This window comes from Marivita sp. S6314, from assembly GCF_023015985.1.
In the GTDB taxonomy this organism is placed as follows: domain Bacteria; phylum Pseudomonadota; class Alphaproteobacteria; order Rhodobacterales; family Rhodobacteraceae; genus Marivita.
In genome coordinates this window covers 373297-394219 of record NZ_JALKAO010000003.1, presented here as the reverse complement: position 1 = coordinate 394219, position 20923 = coordinate 373297, and the positions used below count along the sequence as shown (strand labels likewise).

Here is a 20923-nt window from a genome sequence, read left to right as displayed (position 1 = left end):
GCGGATGTCGGACGCCATCGAACCATGGGAACCGGAAGAGACGGTTGGCAAGCTTTGGCACCGCTGGGCCAGCCATTTCGACGCGCCGGATGTGCATCACCCAGATGCGGGTGTGCATCTGGAGGATGAGATCGCACGTCTGGCCGTTCTCTTTCGCGGCCTTGGCGGCGATGCGTCCGTCGAACTGCGCCCTGTCGCGGCCGAGACCAGCCATCACAGGCTGAGCTTTCGCCGCAAGCTGGGCACATGGGCCGAACAGGTGCCGCGTGCCAGCTTTGACGGGGCCATCCTGCGCCTGCCTATCACCCTTGATCTGTTTCCTGACGCGGCCCTGAACCGCGCGCTGTATACGTGGCTGACGGCCTGCGCCGCACATGTACCGGTGATCCCGCGTGCAACTGCAGACCCCATGGCGGCGGACCTGACGGACCTGCATTCGGGGCAGGAGATGATACTGCAAACGCTGACAAACTGTCCCGGTTTTGCCGACATCTACGCCACCTTGCGCGACGCGCATCTGGCAACCCGACCGCGCAATGCCTTGCCCCGCGCAGAAGCCGGTGTCGAGGCGATGGCGCGCTTTGTGTTGGGCGAAGGGGACGCGCCAAAGCTGCCCTCCGGGCCCGCGTCACGCCGATACCTTCCCATGCGCCCTGTGCCGCTTTGGCCCCGATTGATCCCGCATGTGGGCAATCCGCTTCAGGCGACCGAAACGCCGCCCGAGGCAGAGGCCAATCTGGACGAAGAAACGTTGGAAACCACCAAGAAGGGCACGCGCAAGGTGTCCGATCAAACCGAACGCAACGACAGCCTGATCCTGCACAAGTTCGAAGCGATCCTGAGTTTTGCCGATTTCCTGAACCTCAACCGCCGCACCGACGACGATGATCTGGACGCCGCGAAAAAGGCGATGGATGATCTGGACGAACTGTCTCTGACGGACATCTCCAAAGCGCCTGCCACGAAATTCAAACTGAACCTCGATCTGTCACCCGCCGACGTCAACCGAGAAGCGATCAGCGGGCAGCACACCTATGACGAATGGGATGTGAAGACCAAAAGCTACCTGCCCAACCATTGCTGTGTATTTGCCTCCGACACCGAAGCCGCCGATGCCCCTGCGCCACAGGATGCCCGTGCAGCACGGCGCATCCGCAATGTCCGCCGCCAGTTCGAGGCGTTTCGCCCGCGTCCCGTCACGCTCAAGGCGCAACCCGATGGCGATACGCTTGATCTGTCCTCGGTCATCCGCGCCCGCGCGGATCTGGCCGCAACCGGGTCGGCGCAGGATCGCTTGTGGTGTCAGACCCGACCAACCGCGCGGGATTTGGCGGTGTCGATCCTGATCGACACGTCGCGCAGTACAGAAAGCGCCGTGACGGGGCGCGCCGTGATCGACATCGAACGCGAAGCATTGACTGCCTTGGCTTGGGGCCTGAACGCCTGCGGCGATCCGCTGGCCATTCATGCCTTTTCCTCCCTGCGCCGCGACCGGGTCTATGTGGAACGGTGCAAGGATTTTGACGAACCGATGAGCGAACATGTTGAATGCAAGCTCGCCAATCTGAAACCCGGTTTTTACACCCGGGTCGGCGCCGCAATCCGGCATGTGTCGGCGGATCTGCAAACCACACCGCAGGCGTCAAAACTGCTGATCGTGCTGACCGACGGCAAACCCAACGACATTGACCATTACGAAGGCCGTCACGGCATCGAAGACACCCGCATGGCGGTGCGCGAGGCACGAAGGCAGGGACAGTCGGTGTTTGGCATCACGGTCGATCCCAAGGGCCAAAGCTGGTTTCCGCGCCTGTTTGGTCCGGGCGGGTATGCGGTGATTGCGCAGCCCGAACACCTGACAACCACCCTGCCCGCGCTCTACCGCCAACTGATCGGCGACGGCGGATGACCACACCGGCCAAAGGTCTGCCCGGTGAATTGATGATGTGGGTTCTGATCTTTTCGGAACTCGCCGTCTTTGGTGCCGGGCTTGTTGCCTTCGTCGGAGTGCGTCTGACAGACCCCGCAGGGTTTGCCAACGCGCAAGACGCGCTTATGGTCGAACTGGCGGGGCTCAACACCATTATCCTTGTGACCTCTGGCCTGTTTGCGGCCCTTGCCTGCATCGCGGATACAAAGCGCGCCGCACGCATGTGGCTGGGCGCAGCCAGCCTGTTGGGCGTGGCCTTCCTTTGGATCAAGGGCATCGAGTATTCGGCTAAAGCGGCCGATGGGATCACGTTTGAAACCCATAGCTTCTACACCTTCTACTACCTGCTGACAGGTTTTCACGCAGCCCATGTCATCGCCGGGATTGTCATTTTGGGGCTGGTTGGCTGGTCGGCGCAGCCGCGCACGATCCAGACCGGAGCTGCGTTCTGGCATATGGTTGATTTGGTCTGGGTGCTGCTGTTTCCGGTGATTTACCTACTATGACCCGCGCAAGCCTATATCGTGCCTGGATCATCCTGGCCGTGCTGACCGCCATTGGCACAGCCCTGCATTTCAGCCCGCTGTCGCCCGTGATTGCAGGTCTTCTGATCCTTGCCATCGCAGGGGTGAAGGCGCGGATTGTGCTGCTGGACTACCTTGAACTGCGCGGTGTTCCGGGCTGGTCAAACGGCATACAAGCCGTGCTTTTCGCGCTCTTGGCGCTGATCGCGGTTCTGTTTGCCGCCGCCTAAGCCGCGGACTTGACCGCACCCGCCAGCGGGTCGGGCAAATCGAACTCTGCCAACACCCGCGCGCGGCCTTCAGCCGACATCTTGCGGGCCGTTTTGGCAACGATGTCCAGAACCTTGTCATCGGGATGCTTGGCGGCAAACGGGCCGAAATACCATTTGAGGAATGTGAAACAGATCACGTCCTCAAGTTGCTGAACCTCGTCATCCCGTTTGATGCCTTCTTTGCGTAAGAGCACACCAACCCGGTCACATTCCTCAGCCGAATACCCCGCATCCGCCATCAAACCGGCCAGCCGGTCACCATGCGCCCGCCCCTGATCGCGCCGCCAGGTCAGGTATCCGGCGCGGCCTTCGGGATAATCCGCGCGCTTCAAAAGCCAGCGCTCAATATGCTGCCCGCGCGCCGCGATCCGCAGGACATCACTGGCCGATGCACCGAACAGGCGGTCAAGTTCGGACGTCATACGCAGCCCGTACAGATACGCCTCTGGGTGATGTGTGCCGGTCTCATCTGTGTCGTGATTGGGGTCCTTGCGATTGGCGTCGTCAATCGCGTTCAAAACCTGCGTCAGGTCACCGGTCATTGGCGCGCACTCCATGCTTGGGCGGGATCTTCATCCGCATAGTTCAGCAAGCGTTCAACCGATTCGATCACGGCGCGATCTTTCTTGATGGTCACGCCATAATCCTTAAGCCGCCGGAACGCACGAGACAGGGATTCAGGTTTCATGCCCAACCATGCCGCGATAAGGACCTTGTCATAAGGCAGCACCACCGTGCAATTGCCGGACCTGCCATCGCACAATGACAACAGGAAATCGGCGATGCGCTGACCGCCGGTGTGCGATTTCAACTGTTCCACATGCTGCACCAGGCACCGATTGTTCTCCAATGCGCCGGACAGCATGGACTGACACAGTTCAAGGTTATCGGACATCGCATTGGTCAGCAGGCGTGCATCAATCTGCACAACCTTCGCGCTGGACACGGCCTCGGCACCCGACAAGAACCGCCCTTCCCCCAGTGCGGCCTCTTCCCCGAAGGTGTCGCTTTTGGTGAAGACACCCACGACGGCTTCGTTGCCGCATGGGGTCATGCGGTAGGTTTTGATCCATCCTTCGACAACCACGAAAAGGCTGTGCGCCGCTTCCCCCTGAAGATAGACCGAAGCCCCGCGATCCATGCGTCGCAGCGAAGATTGCTTGATCAGGTTCTTCAGGTTGTCCGGCGGTACACGTCGAAAAATGGCGGCGTTACACGCCGTTTCAAACATGCTCACCATGTTTCAGTATCCTTTGTTCCCACAACGATCTGGCTGGATCGCTGAGCAGTGATTCTCCCCGCTCCCAGGAAAAAGACCTTGGAACCATACGATAATTTTCTTCACGCGCTGTCTTTGAGTTTTCTCAAAACAACGCGAAATAATCGTCTATCCTCCTACTTCCGATTGATTTGCGTTAAGGCGCTTTTTGCTGCGCATGTGGATACTGAACCCACCGTTATACAAAGGACAAAACCCATGGACGCGACGTTTCTGTCGGAGCAAGATCGCGACGTTCTGCGACAATCTGTCTTGTGCGGTGCCATGTCCGAAGAAGAGCTGAGCGGCCTGCTTGCCTCGGGTGTGGTCAAGACACTGGATCGGTTGGACTACCTGTTTCTGCAAGGCGACCCAGCCGTCGATCTGTACCTGATCCTGGAGGGCAGCGCGCAGATCGCACGCGATGGCAAAGACGGATCACACACGTTGATTGCCGTATTCGAAAAGGGCGACAGCCTTGCCGAGGTGGCGGCCTTGGTGGGCAAGCCGTATCCGGCCTCGGCGCAGGCCATGACGAAACTGCGCGTGCTGTGCATTCGCGCCGCGCTTGTGCTTGATGTGATGCAAAGCAATCGCAACACGCTCGCCCGGACGCTTGCTGCCTTGCACTACAAGCTGCACGTCCTTGTGGACGAGGTGGAGGTTCTGAAAACGACGACCATCCGCGAACGGCTGGCTGTGTTCCTGCTTGACCTGGTAACAGTCAAGGAGGGCAGCACCGAAATCACCCTGCCCTACAGCAAGTCCATGATCGCCGCCAAGCTTGGGACCAGCCCACAACAATTGTCGCGGATTTTCAACGAGTTGAAAAAACACGGCGTGATCAACAAGGGGCAGCGGATTCAGATCGACGACATCGCGCGTCTGCGGGACGTCGCCGCCAGACCCTGCGCCTAGGCGCGATAAGCGATCTGCGCGTCCGCGAAATGCGTCAGCATGTCCGCTGTTTCTTCTGTAGTCAGGCAGCAGGCCGCAGTCGACAGCGCGTCTGCAACCGCGGCGCTGTCATGCAGCATACTGATCGTGGACCATTGCGTGGCGGACAGTCCGGTGCGCGCATCTATGATATGCCCTTGGTCTTCGTTCAAAAGCGTGCCCTGGATGGACGACGTCGCAAGGGCACGATCCGTAAGCGACACCTGCGAGACAAGCCCGTCGGCAGGGTCGGAAATACCCACCTGCCACGGCGTGCCATCAGGGCGCGCGCCCATCGCATATTGTTCGCCTGCATTGACGATGACATCGGTCAGCCCCTGATCGCGCAGCAGCTTTGCCACCTTGTCGGTGATATAGCCCTGCGCAATCCCGTTCAGCGTCAATGCCATTCCGGGGGCAAGCGAAACCCGGTTTGCCGATAGGCGCAGACTGCCCAGATCATGGCCGAGCAAGGGAGGTTCGACACCTGCCGCGCGGGCCTGCCAGAGTGGTTGAATGCTGGGATCAAACGCCCCAAGCGACGCGGTCCAGACGGCGCGGGACAGGCTGAGCACGGTCAGAAGATCCGGCGACGGGTCCGCAAGACCGCCGGTTGCGTTCAGTCGCGACAGTTCGGACCGGCTTTGATACAGGCTGAACACCGCCTCAAGCCGTGCGATTTCGTCCTGAACCGTTGCAAAAACAGGTGCGGCCTCTTGCGCATCCAGACCCGCGATCAGGATCTGCGATTGCGCTCCCAATGCGACGCCGTGCCATTGCGCCACTGGTGCTGCCGCGCGAGCGGTTGCGCCGAGCCCTGCCAACGGAACCGCCGCCGCGATCTGCAGCACGCGGCGGCGCGTGAAAACAGCATGTGTCATCCGTTATCCTCCTGCCGGAACACCAGCTCTACCGGTGCAAGAAACGCCTGTTCGGGAACAGCATCCATTCGGTACATCGTGCCCCCATAGGTCTGCATAAACTCCGCCGCACTGTCGGCGTCGGAAAATGGCACCAGCTCTGGCGCGCCCATGCCACCGACCTTGCCGGACCCAATCACGTAATGCGCGGTGTCAGCCTTGATCCAATTGTCCGCACCGGGCGCTTCCCAGGCGACCGTGGACATGTCGTTGACGTAGATCGCGGCGATATATCCATCCTGTTCAGCGCTGGCGATGTAGGTGAACGCATCCCGGACCTGCGCAAAGAAGATCGGGTCGGGCATACCGCTCAGGAAAATCTGCGCCTTTGGGCCGGGATGTTCCGAGATGTTCATCATGCAGTAATGCGCAACGTTCTCTGCCGTGAGCGGCATCGGATCCGGCGCCTCGGCCAGGTCTTCCTTGCACGCGGTCAGGGCAAGCAGTGGGATCAGCACGTAAAGCACAGGTTTCATGGAACCCTCCGTCCAAAAACAAGCCGCGCCAGCATCAGGCCCGCGACGGGCCACAGCAGCAACGACAGCAACGCGACACCTTGTGGCAATGCGTTGGCGGCAGCGCCCATGCCGGTGGCCAAGGCCTGCTCTGTTGAGGCGGTGACGCTGAACAGGCGCAACGCATCCGCCGGGTTTGCGGCCAGCACCCACGGGAACACCTGACGGCTGAACGCGCCGCCATTGTCCCAGATCACCATGGCCAGCAGCACCAGATCGTAGAGCACCACAAGGATCAGCCAGACAAATCCCGCCCCGCCAGCTGCGGCGGCCACGGACCGGCTGAACCCCGAAACAACATATCCGAAGGCCAGAAAGGCGGCCCCCAGCAGGATTGATCCCGCCATCAACCGCAGCAACGCCAGACCACTCTCTGGTCCCGCGCCACCCATTGCAAACGCGACAACTCCGGTCAGGCCAAAACCGATCACCACCGCGATCGCAAGACCTGCGACATGGGCCACGAACTTGCCCAGCAAAAGCGTTCCGCGCGACACCGGGTAGGTCAAGAGAAGCGCCAATGACCCGCGTTCCGCGTCTCCTGCAATGGCCTCGAACGACATCAGAAGCGCAACCAATGGCACAAGGTACACCGCAAGCGTGGTCATTGACGCAACCGAGATGGTCAGCAGGTCAACACCCAGCGCACCGGATGTGGACGCGCCGGAGATCGTGAGCGCCAGTGCAAAGACAGACAGCAGCGCGGTTGCGATGAAGAGCCACCGGTTGCGGCGCAGGATGCGGAATTCGGTTTCAGCGATGGCAAGGACGCGACCGGGACTCATGACGGCTCTCCCTGTTGCGAATAGTGGCGATAGAGCGTTTCAAGCGATGGCGGGATGATTTCGAGATCCCGCACCGCAGTGCCCAGCGCCGTCACTTCGGCCAAGCGGGCCATCTTGTTGTCGGCCGTGACCGAAAACTCGACACGCGCCCCGTTGATACGATGACCACCGAACCGTTCGAACAATGCGCTTGCGTCGCCCGGCGCTTCGAGCCGGATGCGGATCGGCAGTTGCGCGCGGGCAAACAGTTCTGACAGCGGGGCATCCGCAACCACCTGCCCTTGACGCAGGATCGCGATGCGGTCGGTGCGGGCCTCAATCTCGGTCAGGGCGTGCGATGCGATCATCACACCGGTGCCTTCGGCGGCCAGCGCGTCGATCAAGGCGTAAAGGTCGTGCCGCGCAATTGGGTCAAGCCCGCTTGTCGGCTCGTCGAGCAAGGCAAGGGCGGGTTTGCCCAGAAAGACCTGCGCCATGCCAAGCCGCTGGCGCATACCCTTGGAATAGGTTCCGATCCGCCGGTCCGCCGCATCGGCAAGGCCGACACGATCCAGAAGATCATCCGCCTCTTTGCGCGGCACCTGTGCCAGCTTCGCAAAAAGCCGCAATTGCTCGCGCCCGGTCAACGCGGGGTGAAAGGCAACCGCCTCGGGCAGGTACGCCACAGCGGCCCGTGCCTCGGCAGAGCCCAGGGCGTGCCCCGCGATAGAGGTCGACCCCCTGTCGACGGGCAACAGCCCTAGGACCGCTTTCATCAGGGTGGACTTGCCCGCACCGTTGTGACCCAGAAGCGCTACGCGTTCGCCTGCTGCAACACGCAGGGTCACGTCCGAGATACCACCGGTGCCATTGAACCGGCGGGTCAGCCCCGATACGTTCAGAACAGCGTTATCCGTCATAGTCAGTCCCCCAATCCGGCACCGAAATCTCAACCGGTTGCATCAGTGGCGCGGTGTCCATCACCCCGCCCGGTGTCAGCGCCGGAAACGCCGACTGCGCCCATTGCACAAGCTGCACCGCCGGTGATCCGAGCAAGAGCCGTGCGGCGGGTTGTTGCCAGAGCACCTGATCAATCGTGTCATTGGGCCGGTAGGTGCCATCGGCAATGCCATTGCCATCAAGATCGGTGGCCACGAAATCGGACCAGTAATTGCCCTGCCCGTCCACCGCCCAGTCCAGCCATTTGGTCGAGACATATTTGACCTGTGTGCGGTTGCCGATAAAGGCGTTGCCGATCACGTCATTACGTTCGGACCCGGCGGTGAAATGGATGCCGATCCCGCACCGTTCAAACCGGTTGCCACTGATTTCGTTTTGATGCGCGTTGTAGACAAACAGGCATTTCTTGGCCCCGTCCTGCACGTAGTTGCCCTGCACTTTTGACCGGTTGGTAAAATTCAGCATCACGCCATGATCGCGGTCGCCGATAGAGATGTTGTCGAGCACCTTAACATTTCGCGAATACATCACCGCAAAGCCAAGGTGATTGCCAATCGACAGGTTGCCCGACACTTCGCTGTCATTGGCGTACATGTAATGCACCGCAAAGCGCAGGTCACGAAAGCGGTTGCCTTTGAACACGTTGCGCTTGGACGTGTTCACGAAGATCCCGTCACGCCCCCAGCGCATGTCATTGCCTTCAACAACCGTGCCAGCCGCGTTCCACAGGTAGACACCGTTTCCGCGCTGGTTCATGCGGTGGCCCTGACGGCCTTCGATGACATTGCCGATAATCTGCGCGTCTTTCGCGCCATGCACGTCGATGCCGTAAAGGTTGCCCTGCAGGGTGTTCCCCCGCACAACCGCGCCCTTGGCCCCTTTCAAGAGCCGGATACCGGCGTCCTTGTTTTCGTGATCGTCGCCCGATCCGCTGATTTGAAGGCCTTCAACACGCACCTCAAGCGCATCAATTGTCACGACCGACCCAACGCCCGGTCCGACAACCTGTACGTCTTTGCCACCCAGCAGAGTGAGCGGGTGCGAAATCACCACCGGGCCGTCGTAAAGGCCCGGTGACAGCCGCAGGACCGCGCCCGGTTCTGCGGCGTCGACCAATGGCTGCAAGGGCGTGCCCTCCGCCAGCGATGTGCCGGCGACGGTCAGGAACAAGAGAAACGCCCTCAACAGCTTCATGGATCAGGTCGCCCGTGGTTCGACGAACATACGGCCGCGCATCTCCATGTGGAGCGCGTGACAGAACCACTGGCAATAGTACCAGTGCACGCCCGGACGGTCGGCCGTGAAGGTGATCGACGCGGTTTGCTGAGGCCCAACCTCCATCGCGACACCGTGGTTCGACAGGCAGAACCCGTGGGTCACGTCGTCGATATCGTCCAGGTTGGTGACATAGATCGTAACCTCGTCCCCCTGCTTCACGGTGAACTTCTCAAGGCTGAATTCGGGTGCGATCGAATACATGTAGACCCGCACCTTGTTGCCGTCCCGGATCGGTTCGGGGTGGCCATCCTCAAGGCTGACACCATCCGCAGCCGCCTGTTGGCGCGCCGCTTCCCAGCTTGGGTCGTCACGGCTCCAGACGTTGACCGGGTTCACCTTGGATGCATGCACGATGATACTGTCATGCGGTTCGGCAAAGGTCGGACCGTCATGGACCACCTTCATCTCGTCGCTTGAGATATCGATGAGCTGTTCGTTCTCGGGCTTCAACGGTCCGGTGTTCAGGAACCTGTCTTTCGAGAACTTGTTCATCGAAATCAGCCATTTGCCATCGGCTTCGGCAGTTTCACCCATCGAGGTCGAGTTGTGGCCCGGCTGGTAATGCACATCGACCTTGGAGATGATCGGATCCACATCCGCACCGGCATAGGCCTCGATCGCCTTGTCCATGTTCCACTTGGCCACCTGGCTGTCGAGGAAGAGCGTGGTGAAGCAGTTGCCCTTGCCATCGAACGCCGTGTGAAGCGGGCCAAGGCCCAGTTCGGGTTCAGCCACAATCGCGCTGCGGGGGTCTGCATCGCTGTCAAACAGCGCATCCACCTTGGTCACGTCGATCACCGACACGGTGGGTGACAGCTTACCGTTGATGACGATGTGCTTCTTGTCCGGAGCCGCGTTACAGCCATGCGGGCTGTTCGGGATCGGGATGTAGCGGGTGAACTGGCTGTTCGCGCTCTTGCGCCCATCCAGCACACGTACGCCTTTGAGGACCTGGCCTTCACCCGCCTCGACCGCCGCTTCGATGGCCTTGATGTTGAAGACAACGCAGTGGTCCATTTCGTTCTCGGTCATCTCGGCCAGGTTCATGCCCATTTCCGAGTTGTAGGACGTGGCGAACGCGTACTTGCCCTGATAATCGGCGTCGCAATTGTCGAGGTTGCCCGACACGATCACCTGCCACGCGACTTTCATTTCATCGCCGTCAATGGCGGTGAAGATGTTCACGTATTCTTCTGGATTGTCGAGGATTGACCCGTCATTGACCAGCGGTGCCTCGTGTTCGCCATTGGCAAAGACATAGCCCGTGCGCGGGTACTTTTGCGGCCGCATGCCGTGGATGTCCTGCGCATTCGGGATCTCGATGATCTTGTCGCATTTCATCACGTCACAGCGAATGCGCGCGACACGGGTGTTGGCCTTGTCATTCGCAAAGATGTAGCGCCCGTCATAGGTGCCATCGGTGAACGACATATGCGGGTGGTGCAAATCGCCGTTGTCGTAGGTTTTCATGCCCCGCTTGGCGAGCATTTCCTTGGTTTCCGGCAGCAGACCTTCGGTGAGAACCTGAAGGCTTTCGTTGGTCTGGCCCCAACCGGTTGCGGAACAGCGGTTGAACACCGGAATACGCATGAGTTCGCGCATGGACGGGAACCCCAGGATGCGCACTTCACCGGTCTGGCCGGACGACCAGAAGCCATAATACTCATCCAGTTCTCCAGGAGCGAGATTGAAATGCCCCTCGGCGGCTTGCGCGCTTCCGGCGCTTCCCAGCAATCCGGCACCACCGGCAGCGGCAAGTGCGGCGCCTCCGGCTGTGGCTCCCATAAGCTGACGTCTGTTCAGACGCATTTGTGCTTTGCGGTCCTCTTCTGACATGGTGGTCTCCTTCTTATGATGTTTCAAAAACAGGTGGTTTCTTGGCAAACGCGTCCAACGCATCTGCGCTCGCATTTGCCTTGGCCCGGCGTTTCAGTTGCCTGATGACTTCCGGGCATTTCGTTTCGGACTGGTACAGAACCTGACAATGCAGGCAGTTCACACATTCGTTTGGGTTGATCTCACCCGTCGGGTGAATGGCCTGCACCGGGCATTCATTGGCACAGGTGTGACAGGGGTTGCCGCAGGCGCGATAGCGTTTGAGCCAATCAAACATCCGCATCCGCGCGGGGATCGCGAGTGCCGCGCCCAGCGGGCAAATATAGCGGCAGTAGAACCGCTCGATGAACAGACCGACGGCAAGGATCCCCAAGGCAAAGATGACAAACGGCCAGTCGCGGGCGAACTTGAGGATAATCGCGGTCTTGAACGGCTCGACCTCGGCCAGCGCTTCAGCCCGGGGAAGGGACGCAAAAGAAACGCCAAGCAGGCCTAGAAAGATCATGTATTTCAGAGGCCAAAGGCGTTCATGCAGACCCCAGGGCAATTCGACCTGCGGGACCTTGAACGCGCGCGCCACCTTGTTTGCCAGTTCCTGCAACGCGCCAAACGGGCACAACCAGCCGCAATAGGCCCCGCGCCCCCAGAACAAGAGCGCAGCGGCGATGGCGAACCACTGGATAAACACCAGCGGGTCCAGCAGAAACGCGTCCCAGCTGAAGCCCGAGCGCAAGGCCCCGCCCAACGCCAGGAGGTTCACAACAGACAGCTGCGCATTTGTCATCCAGCCAAGGAACACCAGCGAAACCGACAGGAACCCGATGCGCAGCCAATAGAATACGCGGGCATTCCGGGTGGCCTGCTTTTGGAAAAAGAAGATGCCGGTCAGGGTCGTGAGCATGGCAATCAGCACGCCGATCTCGACTGTCTTGTCGCGCCACACGCGCTGCCACAGCGCTGTTTTGGCAGCCGCTTCATCGGCCACCTCGGGGTGCACCACTGTTGCCGGTTTGATGAAGCGTTCGGGCAATTGGTAGCCCAGATCAGACGTGATGAACGCCTTACTTACGGCACCGGTCGCGCGCTGCACGAGCAGTTGCAGACGCCACGGGGCGGCAGGGTCAAATTCGGCATCGGCCGGAATTTTGAACAGATCAAGTTCGGTGAAAGCAGGCGCATCCGCAGGGGCCAGACGGCCCAGCCGTTTGTGTCCACGGTCAAAAAAGCGCAACGCGCGGTCGCCTTGGATCAACTGGATGCGGTCGAAAATCCCGCCCCGCACATAGCCGGACCCTTTGAACGAATACGGCCCGCGCCCGGTCACCAGGATCGCTTCTTCGCCCTCGTCCAGCCACTCGACCAGATTGGCATATTCTGCCTCGCCCAGAAGGGTGCGCCCGATCTCGGGGATGCTGACCAAGGCGGCTGTCATTTCGATAAACGTCTCTTCAGGCGCGCCGGGTTCGGGGCGCGCGATCGCCTCTGCATCGCCAGACTGTTCGAAGGCGCGGTTGACCTGCCCCACATCCAGCGACAACTGCCGCACCGATCCGTCGCCGGTCAGGGTCATCCAATCCGCAGTCGCATCGCTGCTGCGATCAATCTCGCGCCGGGGCTGGACCACTTCGGGGGCAAGACCGCCCAGTGACAACATCCGCGCGACCTTGATCCCGGCGCGCACGATGCTGTCGTCAATCACCATGATGGTGACCGTCGCACCCGAGATGATGTCAAGCTCGTGTCCCGCGCCGCCCTGTTCGACTTCGTTCTTCAGGTCCAGCCCGCGATATCCTTCGGTCAACGCGGTAATCTTGCTGTTGGGAATGCCAATCAGAACAATGGGTTCAGAGTGTTCGACCAGGTGCGCCGCCACGATGCGCGCGTCCGCGTCAATACCGGCAACCACGTGTATGGGTTTGCCGGAATACCCCGTGGTGCCAACGAAATCAGAGGTCAGGAACACATGGGCGACGGTTTCCCCGCCGCGCAACACAGGAGCCAGCTTGGTTTCGGGATCAATCGCGCCAAAGCCATCGGCATCCGCAACGAAATCCGTGGCGGCCAGGTCCGGCAGAAAATGCGCCAGCGTATCGGCATGCACGACGCGCCCCCCAAACAGAAGGGCTGTCACGGCCAGACAAAACACAGCGATAAAGGTACGTGCAGACACGATGGGAAGTCTCCTTTGCTGCAAACTTCAGGAGCCGGCCTTCCGTCGCCTTAACCAAAGTCAAGACGCCGCCAACTGCCGCGAAAAACAGACGCGCATAGTGTCACGCATGGTCAGAGGCGGCGCGCACATCAGCTTCGTGATTGATGGTTCGACGGATTTAGGACGCGGATTTCTTTTGCGGCGGTTTCAGCAGCAACAGCGGGCCATAAAGCAGGGCAAACCCGCCAAACGCCGCCAGCCACCCGGCACCGGCCAGCATGTGCAACCACGACGCCTGCGACGGCCAAAGCCCGGCGGCGAGCCGTGCCAGAACCGCAATCACAATGGCGGCGTAAAGCGCAGTTGTTCCCGGAGTGGCATGCAACGTCTGACCTGTGTGCCCCAGCGTGGCGCGTGTCATCACCGCAAGCGTCATCAGCCCAACCGCCCCTGCCATCCAGAGGTGCTGCGCGCCTGCCATCCCAAAGACACCGGGCGCGAGCGTTTCCACGCCAAGCGCCACAGCGCCGAGCGGCACAAACGCGTAAGCAAGGTGCAACACCGCAACCAGCGGTTCCGACAATGTGCGATCGCCCGCCCAGCGTGTCAGCCGAACCAGATGCATCCCACCGGCGAGCAGCAAGGCGCCCCCGGTGACTACCGAACCCGGCGCGATGACCCAGCACAACAGGGCGGCCAGCAAGACCAGCAAGGCCGCCTTGTCAAATCGCTGCATAGGTGATGTCGGCAGCCGCCCCGCGCCCTGTTTGGCCAACCAGTTACGCGTGAAGGATGGGACGATTCGCCCGCCGATCACCGCGATCATCATGACGGCCGCCCCTAGGCCAAGACGCATCCCGACACCCTGCGCGGCATACACACCCCGGGCCGCATCCCAGTGAAACAGCGCATTGGCCACTGTGAAGACAGCCAGCATCGCCAACACAATCAGGTTGCGCCAATTCTGTCCCACGATGATTTCCCGGGCGATGACACCGGCCAGCGCGACCGGCATGGCAAGATCCGCCACCGCCACAAACACGGCGGGAAGGTTCGCGGAAAAACTGACCGCAAGTCGCCCAATGATCCAAAGCGCCACCAATCCGCCAAGAGGCCAGCCAACCACCGGCAATCGCCCCGTCCAGTTGGGCACAGCCGTCAGCAAAAAACCCGCAATCACGGCAGTCAGGTAGCCAAACAAGAACGCATGCGCGTGCCATGACACCGGGTCAAACGCCGTCGGAAGAGACATCCCGCCGGACAGCTCTGCGATCCAGATCAGCATCGCACAAACGGCCCAGAGGCCACCGCCCAGAAAGAACGGGCGAAATCCGTAGGTTAACAGCGTGGGTCCATCCCAGGATCGCATCTGTTCGGCTGTGGTACTCATCTGACTGTCTCTCTTTGCAGAAGGCGAACCCGTCAGAAATGCCGGGCGTGTTGCCCTCATGGTGGAGACACAAAAAGGAGAGAACCTTGACTCTTATCAAGGCCCGAGAGCATTGCCCCGGTTTTCCAAACCTTGATGATCTGTTCAGGAGATCAGTGGTGAGCCGTGCAGGGTTCGAACCTGCGACCCACTGATTAAAAGTCAGTTGCTCTACCAACTGAGCTAACGGCCCACTGGCGCGCTGTCTAGAAAGAGGGCGGGCATGGGTCAACCCCCAAAAGGCACATTCCTCTGTCCAATTTCACAATGACGCAGCGCAGCGGCGGTGCCGGACTGGAAACAGGGCCGCAAGAGGCGTATATGCGCCGCCATGACCGCGCAAGTGACAGACACCATTGCATTTATGAAGATGCACGGACTCGGCAATGATTTTGTCGTGCTGGATGCGCGTGCGCGGCCGATTGCGATGACACCCGAACTGGCGCAGGCGATCGGCGATCGGCACCGGGGTGTCGGATTCGATCAACTGGCCGTGATCGAACCGTCCCCGGACGGCGCGGATGCGCGGTTGACCTTTTACAACGCGGACGGATCGACGGCCGGGGCGTGTGGGAATGCCACGCGCTGCATTGCGCGTCACCTTATGGACGAAAGCGGCGCGCCAGACGTTGTTCTGGTGACGGAACGTGGTGCGCTGACGGCCTGTGATGCCGGGGACGGCCTGACATCGGTGAATATGGGGCCGCCACAGCTTGATTGGCGGGATATCCCGCTGTCGCATGAGGTGGATACGCTGGCCCTGCCAATCGACGGCGCACCAACAGCGACGGGTATGGGCAATCCGCATTGCACCTTTTTCGTGGACGATGCCGAAGCGGTCGATCTTGAAGCGCGCGGGGCCGCGATGGAACATCATCCGCTTTACCCCGAACGCACAAATGTTCAATTCGCCAGCCTCATCGGAGAGAATCACCTGCGAATGCGGGTCTGGGAACGCGGCGTGGGCGTGACCCTTGCCTCTGGATCATCGTCTTGCGCCACGGCGGTTGCGGCGGCGCGGCGGGGTTTGACCGGGCGCGCGGTGACGCTGGACCTGGATGGCGGGCAGATCAGAATCGACTGGCGCGAGGACGGTGTCTGGATGACGGGTCCGACCGCGCATGTCTTTTCCGGCACGTTTGCGCCCAAGTGGCTGGAGGCCGTGACATGAGCGCGCCGAAATTCACCACGCTGGGATGCCGCCTGAACGCCTATGAAACCGAGGCGATGAAGGATCTTGCAGCGCAGGCCGGGCTGTCAAACGCGGTTGTGGTCAATACCTGTGCCGTCACCGCCGAAGCGGTGCGCAAAGCCCGTCAGGAGATTCGCAAGCTGCGGCGGGACAATCCGGATGCCAAAGTGATTGTCACCGGATGCGCCGCCCAGACCGAGCCCGAGACATTTGCCCAGATGGACGAGGTCGATGCGGTCATTGGCAACACCGAGAAGATGACGCCCGACACGTGGCAGGGACTGGCCGCTGATTTTATCGGCGAGACCGAGGCGGTTCAGGTCAACGACATCATGTCGGTGACGGAAACTGCGCAGCACCTGATTGATGGGTTCGGCACACGCAGCCGGGCCTATGTGCAGGTCCAGAACGGTTGCGACCATCGCTGCACCTTCTGCATCATCCCCTACGGTCGCGGCAATTCGCGGTCCGTGCCTGCGGGTGTGATCGTGGATCAGATCAAGCGACTGGTGGACAAGGGATTCAATGAAGTTGTCCTCACAGGTGTGGACCTCACGTCTTGGGGGGCCGATCTGCCGGCAGAGCCAAAGCTGGGCGATCTGGTGATGCGCATCCTCAAACTGGTGCCGGACCTGCCGCGCCTGCGGATCAGTTCCATCGACAGCATCGAGGTGGACGAGAACCTGATGCAGGCCATCGCCACCGAGCCGCGCCTGATGCCGCATCTGCACCTGAGCCTGCAACATGGCGATGACCTGATTCTCAAGCGCATGAAGCGCCGCCATCTGCGCGACGATGCCATCGCCTTTGCCGAAGAGGCCCGCAAGCTCCGCCCGGATATGACCTTCGGCGCGGATATCATCGCGGGCTTTCCGACCGAGACCGAGGCACATTTTGAGAACTCGCTCAAGCTGGTTGAGGACTGCCATCTGACTTGGCTGCATGTCTTCCCCTATTCCCCACGCCAAGGCACGCCCGCCGCACGGATGCCGCAGGTCGATGGCCGCGCGATCAAGGACCGGGCGGCGCGTTTGCGGGCCGCCGGGCAACTGGCCGTGGAACGGCATCTGGCCGCACAGCACGGGTGCCGTCACAGCGTTTTGATGGAAGCGCCCGATATGGGCCGGACCGAGCAATTCACCGAAGTGCAGTTCGATACGCCGCAGCCGGTGGGGCAGATCGTGCCTGCAACGATCACGGGCGATGACGGAACCCGTCTGGTTGCATGAGCCGGATCATCTTCCTGCATGGCGCGTCCAGCAGCGGCAAATCGACATTGGCATCCGAGATCCGCAGACAGGCCATCACGCCGTTTGTGCATCTGTCGCTGGATCATTTCCGTGACAGCGGGGCGATTCGCCCGGAAACCTATCCCGATTGGCCCCATGTCCGCCCGCAGATCTTTGAAGCCCTGCATCGCAGTTTCGCGGCCTTTGCCGACGCCGGTTGCGACCTGATCATCGAACACATCCTTGATACAGAGGGCTGGCACGACGCTTTGCAGACAATGCTGGCGGCGCATGATGTGGTGTTTGTCGGGCTTCACACGCCGGACGTAGTACTGCGCCAGAGAGAAACAGCGCGTGGGGATCGGAAGCCGGGTAGCGCTGTCGCTGATGCCGGGCATATCCATTCTGGCCTGACCTACGATCTTGAACTGGATGGCACCGCTTCGGTTGCGACCACTGCGGAGCGTATCCTCCGCCATTTAGCCACGCCAGAACGTCCACGGTCCGCGTTTTTCCAATCTCGGGAACAGGTCGGCTAGACATTTGCAACCACCCGCAATTTCCGTCAAAACGTCGAAATGACTGATCAAACCCGCGCTTTGTGCGTGCATTTGTTTACCGCAACCGGAGCGGTGTTTGCGATGCTGGCTCTTTTGGCTGCGGCCAAGGGGGAATGGTCGATCATGTTCCTGTGGTTGGTGGTCGCCTTCGCGGTTGATGGTATCGATGGTCCGCTTGCGCGCAAATACAATGTCAAAACCAATGCCCCCCGGTTTGACGGCGTGCTTCTTGATCTGATCATTGACTATCTGACCTACGTCTTCATTCCGGCCTTTGCGCTGTTTCAGTCGGGGTTGTTGCCCGGATGGACAGGATGGTTCGCGATCATCATCATCACCTTCGCAAGCGCGATGTATTTTGCCGACAACCGCATGAAGACATCGGACAATTCGTTTCAGGGCTTTCCCGGCTGCTGGAACATGCTGATTCTTGTTCTGTTCGCCATTGAGCCGAATTTCTGGGTCTCGCTCTCGCTTGTCGCGATCCTGGCGGTTGCGATGTTCCTGCCGTTGAAGTTCATCCACCCGGTGCGGACCGAACGGTGGCGCAATGTTTCGCTGCCGATTGCGCTGGCCTGGACCTTTTTTGCCGGTTGGGCCGCCTGGGTCGATTTTCACCCGGAAAGCTGGGCGCATTGGGGGCTGATCGCAACGTCCGTTTACCTGATCGGCGTTGGCATCGTTCAACAAGTGATCCCGCAGAAAAACCAGTGATTGCACTTCGCGGCTAACAGGCGCAGGACAGGCGCATGTTTGTGCCCCGTGATCAGAACCCGGTTCTTGCCGCCCTGCTGACGTTGCTGGCGTCGGCCTTTGTGGCCGGCACAACCCTGCTGGCCAAGATGCTGGGCACGGATGTTCTGGGGCCCGCGCTCAACCCATTGCAGATCAGCCACGGGCGTTTTGTGTTTGCCTTTGTCGCGATCGGCAGTGCAGCGCTGGTCCTGCGGCTGCGCTTTACCGACATCGCGTGGAAAACCCATAGCTTGCGTGTGGTGTGCGGCTGGGGGGGCGTCACCCTGATGTTTGCCGCCGCCGCGTATATTCCGCTGTCCGATGCCACGGCGATAAGTTTTCTCAATCCGGTGATCGGGATGCTTCTGGCGATTCCGCTGTTGAAGGAACGGGTTGGCCCGGTCCGCCTGAGTGCGGCTGCCATTGCGCTTGTCGGCGCGATGATCCTGCTGCGCCCGACGCCTGACGCGTTTCAACCTGCGGCCTTGCTTGCCTTGGGGGCAGCCGTGGCGCTGGGGTTCGAAGTGATCGTGATCAAGCGTCTGACCGGGCGCGAAGGGCCGTTGCAAATCCTGCTGATCAACAACCTGATCGGCGTTGGGATCGCCAGCCTGGCTGCCGTCTGGGTCTGGATTGTCCCCACGTTCGAGCAATGGCTGGCGCTTGCCGGGATCGGGTTTCTGATGGCAGGCGCGCAGACCTGTTTCATCAATGCAATCGCCCGCGCCGATGCGAGCTTTGTCGGGCCGTTCTTCTATGCCACGTTGGTGTTTGCGGCGCTGTACGATTTCATCGTCTTTGGCGTACGTCCCGACACCGTGTCGGTGATCGGAACGCTGATCATCCTGTGCGGTGCCGGATTGCTGATGTGGCGCGAGGGGCGTCTCAGGCCTTCAACCGATAGCCCGAGCGGAAAAACGACCAGGCAAGCACGTTGACCGCGACGGTCGCTCCGACAACCACGGCAGCACCCAGCCATGGGCTGCTGTCCGACACACCCAGCATGCCCCAGCGGACACCGTCAATCAGGTAGAAAATCGGGTTCAGATGCGTGATGTCGTTCAGCACCGGCGGCAAAGATTGCACCGAGTAGAACGTGCCAGACAGGAAAGCCAAGGGCGTGACGATAAAGTTGGTGATTGCGGCCATCTGATCGAACTTTTCGGCAAACACACCGGCCACCATGCCAACCCCGGACATCAGCGCCCCGCCAATCAGCACAAAGAACAGCGCGGTCAGTGGGTTTTCCGGCACGATGCCAAGAAACAGCCACAGCGCAAGCGCGATGGCGACGGCCACAACCAGCCCGCGCGCAATGCCACCGGCAAGATAGCCCAGCACCAGTTCGGACGCAGAAAGCGGCGGCATGAGCGTGTCGACGATATTGCCCTGTACCTTCGAGATCACAATCGAGGACGATGTGTTGGCAAACGCGTTCTGGATCACCGTCATCATCAGGATGCCGGGGGCCAGAAAGGTCGTGAAATCCACACCCATGACATCGCCCCGGCGCGGGCCGATGGCGATGGTAAAGATCACCAGAAACAGGCCTGCGGTCACCAAGGGTGCAAGCAGGGTCTGGGTCCAGACATTGGCAAAGCGCAGGATCTCGCGCTGTGCCAGCGTGTAAAGGCCAAGCCAATTGACCCGACCAAAGCGTCGTTCCTGTGCGATCATCTGACTTTTCGTTGGCATCAGCGACATCTCCGTTGTCTGCGCGGGTTGTAACTCTGCGGCGCATGATTAGAATAGAGAGCGACTTAGAGATAATGGGCGGCCAACGCAAACGGCCGCTCTTTTTGATGGAGGGCGATGATGTCCTGGACCGATGAACGTGTTGAGCTTCTCAAGAAGATGTGGGGCGAAGGCCAGTCTGCAAGCCAGATCGCCAAGGAACTCGGCGGCGTCACCCGCAATGCGGTGATCGGCAAGGTGCATCGTCTGGGGCTGTCGAACCGCGCCGGTGCGGCCGGGGCCGCGAAGGCAGAGGCGAAACCAGCCAAGGTTGAGGCAAAACCCAAACCAGCACCCAAACCAGCGCCCGCGAAACCCGCCAAGCCGGAAGTGGTGATGGAAACCAAATCCGCCACACCGCCGCCCAGCCCGCGCAAGCAGATCATTCCCGCCGGTCAGCCGCTGCCACCGCAGCCGTCGGCCAACGAAATCAGCCCCGAGGCGCTCGCCAAGGTGAACGCGGTTGAGAAGAAGGCGAAGAAACTGTCGCTGATGGAACTGACAGAACGCACCTGCAAGTGGCCTGTGGGCGATCCAGCAACCGAGAACTTCTGGTTCTGCGGCCTGCCCGTGCAGCAAGGCAAACCCTATTGCGAAGCGCATGTGGGCGTCGCGTTCCAGCCCATGTCCTCGCGCCGCGACCGGCGGCGGTAATCCCGCCCGGGCCTGAACATAGACAGGTGAGACGAGCCAGCCGCG

The 20923-nt window shown here is 60.7% G+C and carries 21 protein-coding genes and 1 tRNA gene; 10 read left to right on the top strand and 12 right to left on the bottom strand.

Annotated features, from left to right (window positions below; translation table 11 throughout):
* Positions 1–4 precede the first annotated feature (4 nt).
* The 3 genes from MWU54_RS10560 to MWU54_RS10550 are packed head-to-tail and all read left to right on the top strand — an operon-like array spanning position 5 to position 2684.
* Entirely contained in the window at positions 5–1909 is a 1905-nt protein-coding gene (locus MWU54_RS10560; RefSeq protein ID WP_247083056.1) for a VWA domain-containing protein, read from the top strand.
* Positions 1906–2436: a cytochrome c oxidase subunit 3 gene (locus MWU54_RS10555; RefSeq protein WP_247083054.1), complete on the top strand. Its 531-nt coding sequence runs from the start codon at positions 1906–1908 to the stop codon at positions 2434–2436. The genes MWU54_RS10560 and MWU54_RS10555 overlap by 4 nt, the downstream gene beginning before the upstream one ends.
* Positions 2433–2684 carry a cytochrome C oxidase subunit IV family protein gene (locus MWU54_RS10550; RefSeq protein WP_247083051.1) on the top strand — a complete coding sequence of 84 codons (252 nt, stop codon included), beginning with the start codon at positions 2433–2435 and terminating at the stop codon, positions 2682–2684. Before MWU54_RS10555 ends, MWU54_RS10550 begins: the two co-directional genes overlap by 4 nt.
* On the opposite strand, the gene MWU54_RS10545 is transcribed toward MWU54_RS10550, so the two are convergent.
* Both MWU54_RS10545 and MWU54_RS10540 read right to left on the bottom strand, forming a co-directional pair.
* Entirely contained in the window at positions 2681–3268 is a 588-nt protein-coding gene (locus tag MWU54_RS10545) for a DUF4202 domain-containing protein (RefSeq protein ID WP_247083049.1), read from the bottom strand. The two genes, MWU54_RS10550 and MWU54_RS10545, sit on opposite strands and share 4 nt — an antisense overlap.
* Positions 3265–3966 carry a Crp/Fnr family transcriptional regulator gene (locus tag MWU54_RS10540; protein WP_247083048.1) on the bottom strand — a complete coding sequence of 234 codons (702 nt, stop codon included), beginning with the start codon at positions 3964–3966 and terminating at the stop codon, positions 3265–3267. Before MWU54_RS10540 ends, MWU54_RS10545 begins: the two co-directional genes overlap by 4 nt.
* A 237-nt stretch (positions 3967–4203) precedes the next feature.
* Between MWU54_RS10540 and MWU54_RS10535 the strand changes: the two genes are divergently transcribed.
* Entirely contained in the window at positions 4204–4902 is a 699-nt protein-coding gene (locus MWU54_RS10535) for a Crp/Fnr family transcriptional regulator (RefSeq protein WP_247083046.1), read from the top strand.
* On the opposite strand, the gene MWU54_RS10530 is transcribed toward MWU54_RS10535, so the two are convergent.
* The 9 genes from MWU54_RS10530 to MWU54_RS10490 all read right to left on the bottom strand — a co-directional run bounded on the left by MWU54_RS10530 (position 4899) and on the right by MWU54_RS10490 (position 14967).
* Complete coding sequence (locus MWU54_RS10530; protein ID WP_247083044.1) at positions 4899–5801, bottom strand: FAD:protein FMN transferase; 903 nt, start codon at positions 5799–5801, stop codon at positions 4899–4901. The genes MWU54_RS10535 and MWU54_RS10530 overlap by 4 nt on opposite strands.
* The gene (locus MWU54_RS10525; protein ID WP_247083035.1) at positions 5798–6316 is read right to left on the bottom strand and encodes a nitrous oxide reductase accessory protein NosL; all 519 of its coding nucleotides are present in this window, start codon (positions 6314–6316) and stop codon (positions 5798–5800) included. The genes MWU54_RS10530 and MWU54_RS10525 overlap by 4 nt, the downstream gene beginning before the upstream one ends.
* The gene (locus tag MWU54_RS10520; protein WP_247083033.1) at positions 6313–7140 is read right to left on the bottom strand and encodes an ABC transporter permease subunit; all 828 of its coding nucleotides are present in this window, start codon (positions 7138–7140) and stop codon (positions 6313–6315) included. The genes MWU54_RS10525 and MWU54_RS10520 overlap by 4 nt, the downstream gene beginning before the upstream one ends.
* The gene (locus MWU54_RS10515; protein WP_247083031.1) at positions 7137–8039 is read right to left on the bottom strand and encodes an ABC transporter ATP-binding protein; all 903 of its coding nucleotides are present in this window, start codon (positions 8037–8039) and stop codon (positions 7137–7139) included. The genes MWU54_RS10520 and MWU54_RS10515 overlap by 4 nt, the downstream gene beginning before the upstream one ends.
* Positions 8029–9273: a nitrous oxide reductase family maturation protein NosD gene (locus MWU54_RS10510; protein ID WP_247083023.1), complete on the bottom strand. Its 1245-nt coding sequence runs from the start codon at positions 9271–9273 to the stop codon at positions 8029–8031. The genes MWU54_RS10515 and MWU54_RS10510 overlap by 11 nt, the downstream gene beginning before the upstream one ends.
* Before the next feature lie 3 nt (positions 9274–9276).
* Positions 9277–11193, bottom strand: coding sequence for a TAT-dependent nitrous-oxide reductase (nosZ, locus tag MWU54_RS10505; protein ID WP_247083021.1), 1917 nt, complete (start codon positions 11191–11193; stop codon positions 9277–9279).
* Between the two features lie 13 nt (positions 11194–11206).
* The gene (locus tag MWU54_RS10500) at positions 11207–13339 is read right to left on the bottom strand and encodes a NosR/NirI family protein (RefSeq protein ID WP_247084007.1); all 2133 of its coding nucleotides are present in this window, start codon (positions 13337–13339) and stop codon (positions 11207–11209) included.
* 184 nt (positions 13340–13523) lie between these two features.
* Complete coding sequence (locus MWU54_RS10495) at positions 13524–14735, bottom strand: NnrS family protein (protein WP_247083019.1); 1212 nt, start codon at positions 14733–14735, stop codon at positions 13524–13526.
* A gap of 156 nt (positions 14736–14891) precedes the next feature.
* Positions 14892–14967: transfer RNA gene (locus MWU54_RS10490), tRNA-Lys, on the bottom strand.
* Positions 14968–15105: 138 nt separating this feature from the next.
* Here MWU54_RS10490 and dapF point away from each other — a divergent pair.
* From dapF to MWU54_RS10465, 5 genes are read left to right on the top strand one after another with little or no spacing between them, the layout of a single operon-like run.
* Complete coding sequence (gene dapF / locus MWU54_RS10485; RefSeq protein WP_247083017.1) at positions 15106–15945, top strand: diaminopimelate epimerase; 840 nt, start codon at positions 15106–15108, stop codon at positions 15943–15945.
* Positions 15942–17195: a tRNA (N(6)-L-threonylcarbamoyladenosine(37)-C(2))-methylthiotransferase MtaB gene (gene mtaB, locus MWU54_RS10480; protein WP_247083010.1), complete on the top strand. Its 1254-nt coding sequence runs from the start codon at positions 15942–15944 to the stop codon at positions 17193–17195. Before dapF ends, mtaB begins: the two co-directional genes overlap by 4 nt.
* The gene (locus tag MWU54_RS10475) at positions 17192–17734 is read left to right on the top strand and encodes an AAA family ATPase (RefSeq protein WP_247083001.1); all 543 of its coding nucleotides are present in this window, start codon (positions 17192–17194) and stop codon (positions 17732–17734) included. The genes mtaB and MWU54_RS10475 overlap by 4 nt, the downstream gene beginning before the upstream one ends.
* A gap of 39 nt (positions 17735–17773) precedes the next feature.
* Positions 17774–18469: a CDP-alcohol phosphatidyltransferase family protein gene (locus tag MWU54_RS10470; RefSeq protein ID WP_247082999.1), complete on the top strand. Its 696-nt coding sequence runs from the start codon at positions 17774–17776 to the stop codon at positions 18467–18469.
* A 35-nt stretch (positions 18470–18504) separates the two neighbouring features.
* Complete coding sequence (locus MWU54_RS10465; protein WP_247082997.1) at positions 18505–19428, top strand: DMT family transporter; 924 nt, start codon at positions 18505–18507, stop codon at positions 19426–19428.
* On the opposite strand, the gene MWU54_RS10460 is transcribed toward MWU54_RS10465, so the two are convergent.
* Positions 19376–20185, bottom strand: coding sequence for an ABC transporter permease (locus MWU54_RS10460; protein ID WP_247082995.1), 810 nt, complete (start codon positions 20183–20185; stop codon positions 19376–19378). The two genes, MWU54_RS10465 and MWU54_RS10460, sit on opposite strands and share 53 nt — an antisense overlap.
* 120 nt (positions 20186–20305) lie before the next feature.
* On the opposite strand from MWU54_RS10460, the gene MWU54_RS10455 reads away from it, so the two are divergent.
* Positions 20306–20878: a GcrA family cell cycle regulator gene (locus MWU54_RS10455; protein WP_247082993.1), complete on the top strand. Its 573-nt coding sequence runs from the start codon at positions 20306–20308 to the stop codon at positions 20876–20878.
* The last annotated feature ends 45 nt before the right edge of the window (positions 20879–20923 follow it).